15 protein-coding genes are annotated in these 14,417 nt (G+C 60.7%); 6 read left to right on the top strand and 9 right to left on the bottom strand.

Annotated features, from left to right (window positions below):
- Window positions 1-219 precede the first annotated feature (219 nt).
- The 5 genes from J3P92_RS20205 to J3P92_RS20225 form a co-directional block, all read right to left on the bottom strand.
- The gene (locus J3P92_RS20205; RefSeq protein ID WP_434648833.1) at window positions 220-1,155 is read right to left on the bottom strand and encodes a glutathione S-transferase family protein; all 936 of its coding nucleotides are present in this window, start codon (window positions 1,153-1,155) and stop codon (window positions 220-222) included.
- Window positions 1,156-1,234: 79 nt separating this feature from the next.
- Window positions 1,235-1,558 (bottom strand): GIY-YIG nuclease family protein, encoded by a 324-nt coding sequence (locus tag J3P92_RS20210; protein WP_420765371.1) that lies wholly within the window; start codon window positions 1,556-1,558, stop codon window positions 1,235-1,237.
- A gap of 40 nt (window positions 1,559-1,598) precedes the next feature.
- On the bottom strand, window positions 1,599-2,069 hold the full coding sequence (locus J3P92_RS20215) for a nuclear transport factor 2 family protein (RefSeq protein WP_420765372.1): 471 nt from the start codon (window positions 2,067-2,069) through the stop codon (window positions 1,599-1,601).
- An 87-nt stretch (window positions 2,070-2,156) separates the two neighbouring features.
- A complete protein-coding gene (locus J3P92_RS20220; protein ID WP_434648835.1) occupies window positions 2,157-3,485 on the bottom strand; it encodes a CynX/NimT family MFS transporter in 1,329 nt (442 codons plus the stop codon).
- On the bottom strand, window positions 3,475-4,134 hold the full coding sequence (locus J3P92_RS20225; protein ID WP_434648837.1) for a FadR/GntR family transcriptional regulator: 660 nt from the start codon (window positions 4,132-4,134) through the stop codon (window positions 3,475-3,477). The genes J3P92_RS20220 and J3P92_RS20225 overlap by 11 nt, the downstream gene beginning before the upstream one ends.
- Window positions 4,135-4,301: 167 nt before the next feature.
- On the opposite strand from J3P92_RS20225, the gene J3P92_RS20230 reads away from it, so the two are divergent.
- Together J3P92_RS20230 and J3P92_RS20235 are read left to right on the top strand one after the other, a co-directional pair.
- A complete protein-coding gene (locus tag J3P92_RS20230; protein ID WP_420765375.1) occupies window positions 4,302-4,613 on the top strand; it encodes a type II toxin-antitoxin system MqsR family toxin in 312 nt (103 codons plus the stop codon).
- Window positions 4,610-5,095 (top strand): type II toxin-antitoxin system MqsA family antitoxin, encoded by a 486-nt coding sequence (locus J3P92_RS20235; RefSeq protein ID WP_420765376.1) that lies wholly within the window; start codon window positions 4,610-4,612, stop codon window positions 5,093-5,095. The genes J3P92_RS20230 and J3P92_RS20235 overlap by 4 nt, the downstream gene beginning before the upstream one ends.
- Window positions 5,096-5,151: 56 nt before the next feature.
- Here J3P92_RS20235 and J3P92_RS20240 read toward each other — a convergent pair whose 3' ends face one another.
- The 4 genes from J3P92_RS20240 to J3P92_RS20255 all read right to left on the bottom strand — a co-directional run bounded on the left by J3P92_RS20240 (window position 5,152) and on the right by J3P92_RS20255 (window position 9,313).
- Window positions 5,152-5,916: an amino acid ABC transporter ATP-binding protein gene (locus J3P92_RS20240; RefSeq protein WP_003178331.1), complete on the bottom strand. Its 765-nt coding sequence runs from the start codon at window positions 5,914-5,916 to the stop codon at window positions 5,152-5,154.
- Window positions 5,917-5,926: 10 nt separating this feature from the next.
- The gene (locus J3P92_RS20245; RefSeq protein WP_434648839.1) at window positions 5,927-7,024 is read right to left on the bottom strand and encodes an amino acid ABC transporter permease; all 1,098 of its coding nucleotides are present in this window, start codon (window positions 7,022-7,024) and stop codon (window positions 5,927-5,929) included.
- Between the two features lie 10 nt (window positions 7,025-7,034).
- Entirely contained in the window at window positions 7,035-8,216 is a 1,182-nt protein-coding gene (locus J3P92_RS20250; RefSeq protein ID WP_420765378.1) for an amino acid ABC transporter permease, read from the bottom strand.
- Between the two features lie 65 nt (window positions 8,217-8,281).
- A complete protein-coding gene (locus tag J3P92_RS20255; RefSeq protein WP_186610954.1) occupies window positions 8,282-9,313 on the bottom strand; it encodes an amino acid ABC transporter substrate-binding protein in 1,032 nt (343 codons plus the stop codon).
- Window positions 9,314-9,783: 470 nt separating this feature from the next.
- On the opposite strand from J3P92_RS20255, the gene J3P92_RS20260 reads away from it, so the two are divergent.
- The 4 genes from J3P92_RS20260 to J3P92_RS20275 all read left to right on the top strand — a co-directional run bounded on the left by J3P92_RS20260 (window position 9,784) and on the right by J3P92_RS20275 (window position 14,401).
- Window positions 9,784-10,440 carry an alpha/beta hydrolase gene (locus J3P92_RS20260; protein WP_420765379.1) on the top strand — a complete coding sequence of 219 codons (657 nt, stop codon included), beginning with the start codon at window positions 9,784-9,786 and terminating at the stop codon, window positions 10,438-10,440.
- A 97-nt stretch (window positions 10,441-10,537) separates the two neighbouring features.
- Window positions 10,538-12,013 carry an ATP-dependent RNA helicase RhlB gene (gene rhlB / locus J3P92_RS20265; RefSeq protein ID WP_434648841.1) on the top strand — a complete coding sequence of 492 codons (1,476 nt, stop codon included), beginning with the start codon at window positions 10,538-10,540 and terminating at the stop codon, window positions 12,011-12,013.
- Between the two features lie 165 nt (window positions 12,014-12,178).
- Entirely contained in the window at window positions 12,179-13,126 is a 948-nt protein-coding gene (locus J3P92_RS20270) for an ornithine cyclodeaminase family protein (protein ID WP_434648843.1), read from the top strand.
- Window positions 13,127-13,273: 147 nt separating this feature from the next.
- Complete coding sequence (locus tag J3P92_RS20275; protein ID WP_434648845.1) at window positions 13,274-14,401, top strand: NAD(P)/FAD-dependent oxidoreductase; 1,128 nt, start codon at window positions 13,274-13,276, stop codon at window positions 14,399-14,401.
- Window positions 14,402-14,417 lie beyond the last annotated feature (16 nt).

The following is a 14,417-nucleotide window of genomic DNA, read 5'->3' on the forward strand; positions in this document are numbered from 1 at the left end:
TGCAGACAGGGTGCTGAAGAAGTGCCCGCAATATAGGCTTAAGGGCCTCATCGCGAGCAAGCTCGCTCCTACACAGTGATTAGCGGCAAACGCAGATCCTGTGAACAACCCCCCCCTGTGGGAGCGAGCTTGCTCGCGATAGCGGACTGACATTCAACATCAATATTGATTGCCCTGGCCCATCGCGAGCAAGCTCGCTCCCACAAGATCATTCGTTGTTCATCGGGTCTCGACCCGAAATCCAAACCGCGGAAAGTGCACATGCACCACCCCGCCACGCTCATCTTCGCGACGCAGAATCAATTCCTCGCGACCGGCAAACAGCAACTCCCCAGCCACCGGATCGACACCATAGTCCGTCGCGGCGATGGTTACCTGCTGCCCTGCCGTGAACCCGTCAGGCTCTTCGAACGACTCATCCGGCAGCGCAGCCGGTGTCGCGTTGCGGGCAACCCCCAAGGCTTCTTCGGCACTCATCTGGCTCGACGCGCCGTGGCCGAAACCCAGCACTCGCGCGAGCCATGCCGAAACAGCCGGATATACGTCCACCAGCGGCGAGGTCACCGGCGTGCCTTTGAGGAACCACAGCGGATGAGCCATGGCAAAGTCGGCAATCGAAGGATCACCCAGCAGGAAATCCCCCTCTTCGCGCTGCAACTGCTGCTCAAGCCGCGCCATGATCGTCGGCCATTGGTGCTTGGCCTGCTCGGCGGACAAGCGCGTGGCCGTGCCGCCACTGAACAGGCCAGCGCGGTCGCTGATGAACGCCTTGATCGCTTCAGGCGGCAACTTGGCAAAACGCACCGCCACCGACTCCGGCTGAAACACCAGACTCACCGCATGCTGGAACACCACCGAATCGGCCCACGCCGCAAAGGACGCCGCGATCATTTCACGACCTTCAGGGAACAGCGCCGGCGAGGCTTTTTCCTGCTCCAACCGACGGGCCATCAAGGCGGTGTCGCAATAGATATCCGCGCCGATTTGCAGGACCGGTGTCTTGCGGTAGCCGCCGGTGAGCGCGGTCAGGTCGGGCTTGGGCATCATCGGCGGGATGTTAACCGAGCGCCAGGCCAAGCCTTTATAACCCAGCAGCAGGCGGGCTTTTTCCGCGAAAGGAGAGGTCGGGTAATGGTGAAGAATCAGCTCTGACATGAGATTCGCCAATGCAGGTAGGAAGTCCCGCACTTTAGCGCGCCAAGGAACAACAGCCTACCGGCGTGATGAAGGACTATCAGCGCGGTTGATCAAGAGCCGTTGCGCTGGCTACCAGGCATTCCTTGGCGCTCTTCCTGAGCTTCTTGATCAGCCGTTCCTGGCGCAGGGCCTCGCCCTTGTCGCGGCAGGCTTCGGTGTACACCAGCGCCACTGCCGGGCTGGAAAGAAAAAAGCGCGCGCCCTTGCCGCTTTGATGCTTGGCGAAGCGCCGCACCGGGTCATCGCTGATGCCGCAGTACAACGAGCCATTGGCGGCCCGCACCAGGTAGACGAACCAGGGCTTGCCCGGCTCGGTCGCCTCGGGCACGCACAGCTCGGAAGATTCGTTGGCGGTCGTCACGGATGTTCAACAAGCAGGTAGGAAACAAGCCGCGATCTTATCAGCGACTGGCCTGGAATGCCCGCAGCCCCTTGAGGGCCTGCGCCCTGACTGCGTTGCGCACCAGCGGCGTCCAGCCCAGCAAGAGACCCTTGGCGCCCAAAGCCTGGCGAGACCAGCGCCACAGATCGAAATTGTCGTGGTGCTCGCAGATCTTGTCATCGCGAAACACAAAGCGCGCCTGGATATCGTTGACCACGATATTGCCGGTCTGGCTGAACAGGTACGTTGCCACCCAATGGGCGCCGCCGCTGCGCTCGTCGCTGCGCACGTTGTCGAACGTCAGGGAAAAATCCTTGGCCCGAGTGGTCAACATGCGCCACATGTCACCGGCATCGCGCCCGCGCAGTTCGCCGAACGCCGGATCGCTGAACACCACGTCATCGGTATAACAAGCGCTCATGGCCTCGGCATCCAAGCGTTGGAAGGCCTGGTAGAAACGGGTGATCAGGGCGTTATGGGCATCACTCATGGACAGGCTCCGGGAAACGGTTCGACAGGCCTGCACAATAATCCCCCGCCGCCGGGAAGACCATCGTCATTCGCCATGAAAATGATATCAATGAGGCTCGGTGACCCTTTCGCTGACCGCGCCGACGTACAGAGCCCGACCGGCACCGATTCCCGCGATGATCGCCCCCAGGCCAATCACGCCGAAGATCCAGCCCAGAGCACTCCAGCCGCCAGTCCAGTCATGTACCACGCCCACCGCGAACGGCCCCAGGGACGCCAGCGTGTAACCAAAACCCTGGGCCATGCTCGAAAGGTTCGCGGCCACGTGGGCATCGCGCGAGCGCAATACGATCAGGGTAAGGGCCAGGCTGAACGTCGCGCCCTGCCCCAACCCCAACAAGATCGCCCAGCCCCACAGGCCCTCGATAGGGGCATAGAGGCAACCGAACAGACCGCCGAGGGCCATGACCATCACAATCACGATGGCGAGCCGTTGGTCCTTGCCGCGCGTTGCCAGCCATGGCGCCGCCAGCGAGCTGATCAATTGCACGATCACCGAACCGGACAGCACCAGCCCGGCCTGGGTTGGCGTCAGGCCCCGGCCGATGAGAATCGACGGCAGCCAACCGAATACGATGTAGGCCAGGGAAGACTGCAACCCCATGTACAACGTCACCTGCCAGGCCAACGGATCACGCAGCAGACCGCGGACACGATAGGCCACGTTGTGAGCGCCGTGCTTGTGCCCAACTTGCGGTAACCAGAACACCGCGGCCAATAGCGCAGGCAGCATCCAGAAACCCAGGCCAAGCGACCAGCTATCGCCCATTCGTTCGCTCAAAGGCACCGTAGCCCCGGCCGCCATCGCGGCGCCCAGGCACAGCGCCATGGTGTAGACACCAGTCATGGCCCCAGCCTGTTTGGCGAAGTCGCGCTTGACGATGCCCGGCAGCAGCACGCCGATCACGCCAATGCTGGCACCCGCCAGGATGCTACCGGCGAACAGCCCGAACTGGCCGAAAGAACTGCGCAGAATGATCCCGCCAGCCAACGTGAGCAAAATCCCCAACACGACGCGCTCAGCACCAAAACGCCGAGCCAGAACCGGAGCCAGCGGTGCAAACAACCCCAGGCAAAGCACGGGCAGCGTAGTCAGCAGGCCCGCTTGGGCAGCCGACAGTCCAAGGCTTTTTGAAACATCACTGAGCAGCGGCGCCATGCTCGACAGAGCCGGACGCAGGTTCAGCGCCACCAGAATCAGCCCGAGCAACAACAGCCAGGGCCGGCGCGCCAATGGATGGTTCTGTTGGGCTTGCTCATCGTCGGCTTCGGCGTCGATCAGCAGTTCTTCGAGTTCGGCGGCGCGTTTGTGCGTCGTCGCGGTGGCGTGGTCAAGCGGGTCGCGGGACATGGAAAGCTCTGGTTCAGGGTTCATTGATCAACTGCCGGCAAAGGGCCTTGGCCCGCTCCGGCTCCTGTCGTTCGACGGCGTCGAGGATTTCGACATGCAGGTCAAACACGTGTTGATGGCGAGGAATGACGTTGAGGCTCTGGCGCAACTGCGCGCCGATCACGCTGGAAAAATAACGATAGAGCTCGCTGAGGGCCGGGTTATGCGCGGCATCCACCAGAAGCCGATGGAAAATCAGGTCGCAGGCGATGTAGTGCTCCAGGTCGCCGTGGTAATGCTCGCCGCTGGTTTTCAACGCTTGGCGCAAAGCAGCCAAATCCGCCTCGGTGCGCCGCAGCGCCGCCAGGCCAATGGCCTCCACTTCCAGGATGTGCCGGGTTTCCCGCGCCTGCTCCAGTGAGCAGCGCGACAACGCCTTGAGCGTGTCCAGCGGATCGACCACCGCCCGCACATAGCTGCCGTCGCCCTGACGGATTTCGATCAACCCGGAAAACGCCAGCACGCGCATGGCTTCGCGCACGGTGTTGCGGCTGATGCCCAACTCGGCAACCAGCTCCGGCTCGGTGGGCAGGCGCTGGCCGACGGCCCACACGCCGTCGCTGATGCGTTGGCGCAATTGCTCCAGGGCCTGATCGACCAACGAGCGCTTTATCAATGGAGAAATGTCGGACATGGGCTTCGCCTTTTCATCCAATCATGGGATGAATTTTCTGACATGTTATTCAGCTTCGTGTAGGACAGCAACCGCCTACGTTTTATTGGAGGTAAAAGATCCTGAAATTTCGATTGGACATAATTACCCAATATGGGTAATTTCAGAAACAGGGCAAATGACTTCTTATGGAAAAGAGCACACCCCATTACGACCTGGCGGTGGTCAAGGTCGAGACTCGCAGGTTGGGAAGCAAGGCCTTCACGCTAAGTGCGCGGGAGGGCGGCAGAAGGATGTCGCTGAGTCTTCCCCAAATGCTGCGAATCGTTCAATTGCTCGAATACAGAATGTTGCACAAATCAATGACGACCTACGCCGATCACCGAATCTGGCAAGACGTCTATCACACAACATTTCAGGATCGGGAGATCTACATCAAAGTGTCCTATCGCCCCGGCGGTGGGCATCCGGTGATCTCCTTCAAGGAGAAAAACCAATGAAAACCCAGCAATGCGTCAGCTGCGGCACTCTCGAAGCGATGCATCACTTCCAAGGCCGCACATTTGCGGTCGACTATAAGCAGGTTACCCGGCAAGTATCCGACATCGCCGGATGGGAATGCCGGATCTGCGGGGAAATCGAATTCGATCACGACACTGACAGTGCCGAGCGTTACTCCAAGGCCAGCGACCTGTTGCTCGAAGATTATGCGCTGGCCATAGGTGCGGAAATCAAACGCATCCGGCGCAAACTGCACCTCACGCAAAAAGACGCAGTGAAGCTGTTGTCGGGAGGCGGACACAACGCCTTCTCCCGCTATGAGCGCGGCGAAGTCGCCCCGGCTCAATCGCTGTTCGTGCTGATGCGGCTGCTTGATCGCCATCCGCATCTGATGGCTGAGGTCGTTGCGCTGAGTGACGGAGCCGATTTGCAGCGACTGCTGTCGAGTCGCCATGGGGAACGCGACACGGCGGATCTCTGACCTGCGGACAAAAATAAACCCGGACAAGTCCGGGTCTATTTCGCCGCCTGATCAGATCAATGCAGGATCTGGCTCAGGAACAGCTTGGTGCGGTCGTTCTGCGGGTTGTCGAAGAAGTCGTTCGGCGCGGCCTGTTCGACGATTTCACCCTTGTCCATGAAGATCACACGGTTCGCCACGGTACGGGCGAAGCCCATTTCGTGGGTTACGCAGAGCATGGTCATGCCGTCTTCGGCCAGGCCGATCATGGTGTCCAGAACCTCTTTCACCATTTCCGGGTCGAGGGCCGAGGTCGGTTCGTCGAACAGCATGATTTTCGGTTTCATGCACAGGGCACGGGCGATCGCCACGCGCTGTTGCTGACCACCGGAGAGCTGACCCGGGTATTTGTGCGCCTGCTCTGGAATGCGAACGCGTTCCAGGTAATGCATGGCGATTTCCTCGGCCTTGCGCTTGGGCATCTTGCGCACCCACATCGGCGCCAGGGTGCAGTTCTGCAGGATGGTCAGGTGCGGGAACAGGTTGAAGTGCTGGAACACCATGCCGACTTCACGGCGGATCGCTTCGATCTGCTTGAGGTCGTTGGTCAGCTCGACGCCGTCGACCACGATGCGACCCTGCTGGTGCTCTTCCAGGCGGTTGAGGCAGCGGATAGTCGTGGACTTGCCGGAACCCGACGGGCCGCACAGCACGATGCGCTCGCCCTGCTTGACGTTCAGGTTGATATCTTTCAACACGTGGAACTGGCCGTACCACTTGTTCACGCCCTGCATCTGAATAATGCCTTCAGGGCTCACAGGCTGTTTGATCGCTTCACTCATGAGTCAACTCCTAACGCTTGTGGCCAGTGTCCAGCTTGCGTTCCAAATGCATGGAATAGCGGGACATACCAAAACAGAAAATCCAGAACACCAGGGCGGCGAACACATAGCCTTCAGTGGCCATGCCCAGCCATTTCGGGTCGGCGGCAGCTTGTTTCACGCTGTTGAGCAGGTCGAACAGGCCGATGATGATCACCAGGCTCGTGTCCTTGAACAACGCGATAAACGTGTTGACGATCCCCGGGATCACCATTTTCAGGGCTTGCGGCAGAACCACCAGGCCCATGCTGCGCCAGTACCCCAGGCCCATCGCCGCGGCCGCTTCGTACTGCCCCTTGGGAATCGCTTGCAGGCCACCGCGAACCACTTCGGCCACGTAGGCCGACTGGAACAGGATCACGCCGATCAGCGCCCGCAGCAGCTTGTCGAAGTTCATGCCTTCAGGCAGGAACAACGGCAGCATGACCGAGGACATGAACAGCACTGTGATCAACGGCACGCCGCGCCAGAACTCGATGAACGTCACGCAGACCACGCGGATCGCCGGCAGGTTGGAGCGACGGCCAAGCGCAAGGACGATACCCAGCGGCAAGGCTCCGGCGATGCCGACGGTGGCGATCACCAGAGTCAGCATCAGGCCGCCCCACTGGCTGGTCGCCACGGTATCCAGGCCCAGCACGCCGCCGTGCAACAGGCACCAGGCGATGATCGGGTACAGCACGAGGAAGCTCAGGCCGTAGATCGCCTTGCGCGGGAAGCGCGAGATGAACAGTGGCGCCACGCCGATCACGGCCAGCCACACGGTCAGGTCCACACGCCAGCGCAGGCCCGTCGGGTAATAGCCGTACATGAACTGGCCGAAACGCTGCTGGATGAACACCCAGCAAGCGCCTTCCTTGGTGCAGTCGGCCTGGGTGGTGCCGACCCAGTTGGCATCCAGGATCGCCCATTGCAGGATCGGCGGAATGATCAGGTAGATCAGGTAGAACGCAAACAACGTCAACAGCGTGTTGAGCCAGCTGGAGAACATGTTGGCGCGCATCCATGCCACCACGCCGATACTGCTGCTCGGCGGTGGCATGTCGGGTTTGAAAGTATGAGATGTCATGCGCGTTTCCTCACCGCTCGATCAGCGCAATGCGCTTGTTGTACCAGTTCATCAGCAAGGAAATGCTGATACTGATCGCCAGGTACACGCTCATGGTGATCGCAATCACCTCGATGGCCTGGCCGGTCTGGTTCAACACCGTGCCGGCAAACAGCGAAACCATTTCCGGGTAACCGATACCAGCCGCCAGGGAAGAGTTCTTCGCCAGGTTCAGGTATTGGCTGGTCAACGGCGGAATGATCACACGCAGGGCTTGCGGGATGATGACTTTGCGCAAGGTCGGACCGTTGCGCAGCCCCAGGGAACGGGCCGCCTCGGTCTGGCCATGGCTGACCGACTTGATGCCCGAGCGCACGATCTCGGCGATGAACGCCGCGGTGTACACGGTCAAGGCCAGGGTCAACGCAAGCAGCTCCGGGATCAACACCCAGCCGCCGACGAAGTTGAAGCCCTTGAGCTGTGGCATTTCCCAATGCACAGGCGCCCCGAAGACCAAAGCGCAGATTGCCGGGATCACCAGGAACAGCGCCAGGCCGACCCAGAATTTGTGAAACGGCTCGCCCGTCGCTTCGAAGCGCTTGTTGGCCCAGCGCGTCATCAGCACGATCGCGACAATCGCCAGCACGATGCTGATCACGAACGGCCAGAACCCATCGGCCACCAGCGCCGCCGGCATGTTCAGGCCCCGGCTGCTGACGAAGAACGTGTCACCGAAATTGTGGGCAGCCCGTGGTCCCGGCATGGTCAGGAATACGGCGAAGTACCAGAACAGGATTTGCAACAGCGGTGGGATGTTACGGAAAACCTCCACATAGACGGTCGCCAGCTTGGAGATGATCCAGTTCTGCGACAAGCGTGCGACGCCGATGATGAACCCCAGGATGGTCGCCAGGATCACGCCAATGAAGGTCACCAGGAGGGTGTTGAGCAGACCGATGACAAAGACGCGGGCATAACTGTCCGCTTCGGTGTAGTCGATCAGATGTTGGGCGATGCCGAACCCGGCACTGCGCTCCAGAAAACCGAAACCGGACGTGATGCCCCGGTGTTCCAGGTTGGTTTGTGTGTTATCGAACAGAAACCAGCCCAGCGAGATGACCGCCACGATGGTGACGATCTGAAATACCCACGCACGCACTCGTGGATCGCTGAGGCTGAACCTCTGCTTAGGTGCGCCGATTGAATTTTGCATGAAGTGCCCCGCAAAGAATGGAACAGAACATCACCCGGTGGTTGGCCCACCGGGTGATAGAACCATCAGCGCACTGGTGGTGCGTATTGGATGCCGCCTGCGTTCCACAGAGCGTTCAGACCGCGATCGATTTGCAGCGGGGTGTCTTTGCCGAGGTTGCGCTCGAACATTTCGCCGTAGTTGCCGACTTGCTTGACGATCTGCACGACCCAGTCCTTAGGCAGCTTCAGGTCTTTACCGTATTCACCGTCAGCGCCCAGCATACGAGCGACGTCAGGGTTCTTGGTGGACTTGGCTTCGGCTTCGACGTTCTTCGAAGTCACGCCTGCTTCTTCGGCATTGAGCATGGCGAAGCCAGTCCAACGCACGATAGCCAGCCACTCGTCGTCGCCGTTACGCACGACCGGGCCCAGAGGCTCCTTGGAAATGGTTTCCGGCAGAACCACGTAGTCCTTTGGCGAGGCCAGCTTGCTGCGCTGGGCGAACAGCTGGGACTTGTCGGAGGTCAGCACGTCGCAACGACCGGATTCCAGCGACTTGGCGCTTTCATCGGAGGTGTCGAAGGTGATCGGGGTGTACTTCAGGCCGTTGGCGCGGAAGTAGTCGGATACGTTCAGTTCGGTGGTGGTACCGGCCTGGATGCAGATGGTTGCACCGTCCAGTTCTTTGGCGCTCTTGACGCCCAGTTTGCTGTTGGCCAGGAAACCGATGCCGTCATAGTAGGTGATGAAGCCAGGAAACTTCAGGCCCATGCCCGCATCACGGGAGCTGGTCATGGTGGAGTTGCGCGACAGCACGTCGATTTCGCCCGATTGCAGCGCGGTGAAGCGCTCCTTGGCGTTCAACTGGCTGAACTTGACCTTGGTCGCATCGCCAAATACCGCAGCGGCAACGGCACGGCAGAAGTCAGCGTCGATACCGACGATCTTGCCGGTGGAATCTGGCACCGAGAAGCCCGGCAAGCCATCACTTACACCACATTGCACAAAACCTTTCTTCTGCACGGCATCCAGGGTTGCACCCGCCTGAGCGAACCCGCTGACGCCGAGGACTGCTGCTGCAGTCACGACTGCCAGGGTGGATTTCAGTAACTTCATTCAAACCTCCAGTTTTGCTCTTGTTGTGTCGGAGCTTGAGCCCTGTCGCACCCTTTTGAGGCATTGCCGACCCCTGTTGGCTTTTTTTAGGGTCGACCGACGTCTGGGCCTTCGCTATGAGTCTATTAATGAGAGCGCCCATCAACAGCGGCCTGCTCACTTCTCACCAATCGGCCGAACGGGCTGTAGCCCTTCACGTTCGCGAAGCCCGTAGCGGCTATTGGCGAACATCCATCACCGGATTTCTGATATCCCATGCGTCGCGTCTAGCTGATAGTGTTACCGCGCAGCGTAAGAATCATCACTCAGCTACCCCATAGCAAAGCCCGTACCATACCGCTGCGCTTACCCCATACCGGGTACGTCAAGACAAAAAGTTGTAGCATTGCGACATGTAATTAACTGAGGCACCAAGCGCGCACCGTAACCATGCACTGATCGAGCGCGCCCGCACATTTTTGGAGCACACCATGACCGACCCCTTGATTCTCGAGCCTTCTGGCACCGCCGATGCCTGCATTATCTGGCTCCACGGCCTGGGCGCCGATCGCTACGACTTCATGCCGGTAGCCGAAATGTTGCAGCAAAGCCTGCTCACCACACGTTTCGTCCTGCCTCAAGCACCCACTCAGCCCGTCACCATCAATGGTGGCTATGCCATGCCAAGCTGGTACGACATCCGCGCCCTGAGCCCGGCTCGAGCCATTGACGAAGATCAACTCGAAACCTCGGCCCAGCGGGTCATCGACCTGATGGAGACCCAGCGATCCAGCGGAATAGACGCTTCGCGAATCTTCCTCGCGGGTTTTTCCCAAGGTGGCGCGGTGGTCTATCACACAGCATTCGTCAAATGGCAGGGGCCCTTGGGGGGCGTTATCGCGCTGTCCACTTATGCGCCAACTTTCAGCGAGGAATTGCAACTCTCTGCCAGCCAGCAGCGCATCCCGGTACTGGCGTTGCACGGACAATACGACGAGGTGGTCCTCAACCCGATGGGCCGGACGGCGAAAGAGTATCTGAAGCAGCATGGTGTCACCGTGACATGGCAGGAATACCCAATGGGCCACGAAGTGTTACCCGAGGAGATCCGCGACATCGGCGCCTGGCTGGATAAGCAGTTGCGCTAAGAGGCCTATCGCACGCCAGCGCTTTGATGAACACACTACGCCGCGCCCGTTTCTTGCATTACACTGGCCGGCGTACATTCCTTAACCAATCGATGAGATGACCGTGCTCAAAGCACTCAAGAAGATGTTCGGTAAAAGCGAGGCCGAGCAGCTCGCGCCTGTCGCCAGCGCGCCCCAGGCCCCGAACCGCGCCGATGCGCAGCAGTCGCGCCGGACCGCACCGCCGGTTGCGGAGGCGAAAACAACGCCGCCAACCACCACCGCAGCCCAGCCTGTCGCGGCCCCTGCCCAGGAAAAGCCACGCAGCGAAGCGCCAAGGCCGCGCCGCGAACGCGCACCAAAACCGCCCGTCGTCGCCTGGAAGCTCGAGGACTTTGTCGTAGAGCCCCAGGAAGGCAAGACCCGCTTCCACGATTTCAAGCTCGCCCCTGAATTGATGCATGCCATCCAGGACCTGGGCTTTCCCTATTGCACGCCGATCCAGGCGCAGGTGCTCGGTTACACCCTCGCTGGCAAAGACGCCATCGGCCGTGCCCAGACCGGTACCGGCAAGACCGCCGCATTCCTGATTTCCATCATTACCCAATTGCTTCAGACCCCACCGCCCAAGGAACGCTATATGGGCGAACCGCGCGCGCTGATCATTGCGCCGACCCGCGAACTGGTGGTGCAAATCGCCAAGGACGCCGCCGACCTGACCAAGTACACCGGTCTGAACGTGATGACGTTCGTGGGCGGCATGGATTTCGACAAGCAGCTCAAGCACCTCGAAGCCCGCCACTGCGACATCCTCGTGGCCACGCCGGGCCGCCTGCTGGATTTCAACCAGCGCGGCGACGTGCACCTGGACATGGTCGAAGTGATGGTGCTGGACGAAGCCGACCGCATGCTCGACATGGGCTTCATTCCCCAGGTCCGCCAGATCATTCGCCAGACCCCGCCGAAAAGCGAACGCCAGACCCTGCTGTTCTCCGCCACCTTCACCGACGATGTGATGAACCTCGCCAAGCAATGGACCACCGACCCGGCCATCGTCGAGATCGAAGCCGAGAACGTCGCCAGTGAAAATGTGGAGCAGCACATCTACGCCGTCGCCGGTGCCGACAAGTACAAGCTGCTCTACAACCTGGTCAACGACAATGGCTGGGAGCGGGTGATGGTATTTGCCAACCGCAAGGACGAAGTGCGCCGCATCGAGGAACGCCTGGTGCGCGACGGCGTCAACGCCGCCCAGCTCTCGGGCGACGTGCCGCAGCACAAGCGGATCAAGACACTGGAAGGTTTCCGCGAAGGCAAGATCCGCGTGCTGGTCGCCACCGATGTGGCGGGTCGGGGCATTCACATCGACGGCATCAGCCATGTGATCAACTTCACCTTGCCTGAAGTACCGGACGACTATGTGCACCGCATTGGTCGCACGGGTCGTGCCGGGGCAGCAGGTGTATCGATCAGCTTTGCCGGCGAAGACGACTCTTACCAGTTGCCGTCGATCGAAGCGCTGCTGGGTCGCAAGATCAGTTGCGAGATGCCACCGACTCATCTGTTGCGGCCGGTTGAGCGCAAGCGGCCCTAACGTCGAGACGGACGCAACGCGTCCATTCAGGCATTCCCACGCAGCGCGTGGGAATGATCAGCGCAGCCAACTCAGGCTGCGTTTTTTTTGCCCGGGGATATTGCTCGGATAAACTAAAAGTCCATAATGGACAAATTAGTTTACTCGAGACACCCGGAGTCTACGATGTCCAATACGCCTCATGTCATGACCCAAGCCCAGGCCCGAGAACTGCTCGGGCACGTCGATGTGCTGGCAGTCCTGCGCAAGCTGTTCCGCGATCTTGCGGCCGGGCAAGCGGTGCAGCCGCCCCAGCAAAGGGTGGTGTTTCCCGAGGGCGCCGGGGACTTCATCAACTTCCTCGGTGTGCTGGCTCAAGACCAGGTCTATGGGGTCAAGACCTCGCCCTACATCGTGCGCGAGCAAGGGCCACTCATCACCGCCTGGACCTTGCTGATGTCGATGCAGAACGGCCAGCCGTTGATGCTGTGCGATGCCGCCGAGCTGACGACCGTCCGCACCGCCGCCACCACCGCCGTCGCCATCGATGCCCTCGCCCCCCACAACGCCAGGCGCCTGGCGGTGATCGGCAGTGGCGCGGTGGCGCGCGCCCATGTGCAGTACGTCAAGGGACTGCGGGATTGGCAAGGCATCAGTCTCTATTCGCCAGGCCTGAAGGCCAAGTCGGCAGAACAACTTGCCTCGATAACAGGCCTGGACCCGCGCCTGCAAATCGCCGACACCCTTGAAGCGGCACTGCACGACGCCGATGTGGTGATGCTCTGCACCTCCTCCGCCCGGGCAGTGCTAGACCCGCAGACCCTCGGCAAACCGACGATGATCACATCCATCAGCACCAATGCCCCGCGCGCGCATGAAGTACCGCCCCAGAGCCTCAACGACATGGATGTGTTCTGCGACTATCGTCAGACCACTCCGGGCTCGGCTGGCGAGATGTGGATCGCCGCTGAACAGCATGGCTGGGAGCCTTCAAGCATTGTGGGTGACTTGCCCGATCTGCTGAGCGAACGTGCGGCGCGACCAAACTATGAGTGCCATGTGTTTTTCCGTTCCATTGGGTTGGGGCTGGAGGATGTTGCGCTGGCGAATGCGCTTTACCAACTTCTCGACTGACACACCCATTTTCCCTTGTGGGAGCGAGCCTGCTCGCGAAAGCGGTTTATCAGATAAATACGCGTGACTGACACACCGCTTTCGCGAGCAGGCTCGCTCCCACAGGTTCACGGAAACTCCCGGCAATGTGCTCGACAGGAGAACTTTATGATCTCAGCAGACTTCATCATCATCGGCGGTGGCATCGCCGGTGCTTCCACCGGCTACTGGCTCGCACCCCACGGCCGGGTCATTGTGCTTGAACGCGAATCCCATCCGGCCTATCACTCCACCGGACGCTCGGCGGCGTTGTACACCGCAGCCTACGGCACCCCTCAGGTACGGGCATTGACCCAGGCCAGCCGGGATTTCTTCGACGCACCACCAGCCGGGTTCTGCGAACACCCGTTGCTCACCCCGCGCGGCGAAATGACGGTGGACTTCATCGGCGACCCGGCCGAGCTTGGTAACCAATACCTCAGCGCCAAGGCCACGGTGCCGCAAATGCAATTGCTCAGCGCCGAAGAGGCCTGCCTGCGCCTGCCGATCCTGCGACGGGAAAAAGTCCACGGCGCGATCTACGACCCCACGGCTTGCGATATCGATACCGATGCGCTGCACCAAGGCTATCTGCGCGGTATCCGTCGCAGCGGCGGTGAGGTACACACCGACAGCGAAGTGCTGGACTTGATCCGCGACGACCAAGGGCGATGGCAGGTCAGGACCGCCAGCCAGACGTTCTACGCGCCGGTGCTGATCAACGCGGCCGGCGCCTGGGCCGATCAAGTGGCCGAAATGGCCGGCGCGCGCAAGCTGGGCCTGCAACCCAAGCGGCGGGCGGCGTTCATTTTCGCCGGCCCCGAGGGGGTGGATATCCACGACTGGCCGATGCTGGTGAGCCTCGACGAATCCTTCTACATGAAGCCCGACGCTGGCATGTTTCTCGGCTCTCCGGCCAATGCCGACCCGGTCGAACCACACGACGTACAGCCCGAAGAGCTGGACATCGCCATGGGCATCTACCAGATCGAAGAGGCCACCACCCTGACCATTCGCCGTCCGACCCGCACCTGGGCCGGATTGCGTAGCTTCGTGCCTGACGGTGATCTGCTGGCCGGCTTCGACCCACAAGTACCCGGCCTTTTCTGGGTCGCGGCCCAGGGGGGCTATGGCATCCAGACCTCCCCTGCCATGGGCCAGGCAAGCGCGGCACTGGCGCGCGGTGAACCACTGCCTGAGCCTTTGACCCGTTTCGGCCTGAACGCCGCGATGCTATCGCCCACTCGCCTGGGTTGACCTTCGGTGAGGTGAC

This window comes from Pseudomonas sp. D3-27, assembly GCF_051132165.1.
Lineage (GTDB): Bacteria > Pseudomonadota > Gammaproteobacteria > Pseudomonadales > Pseudomonadaceae > Aquipseudomonas.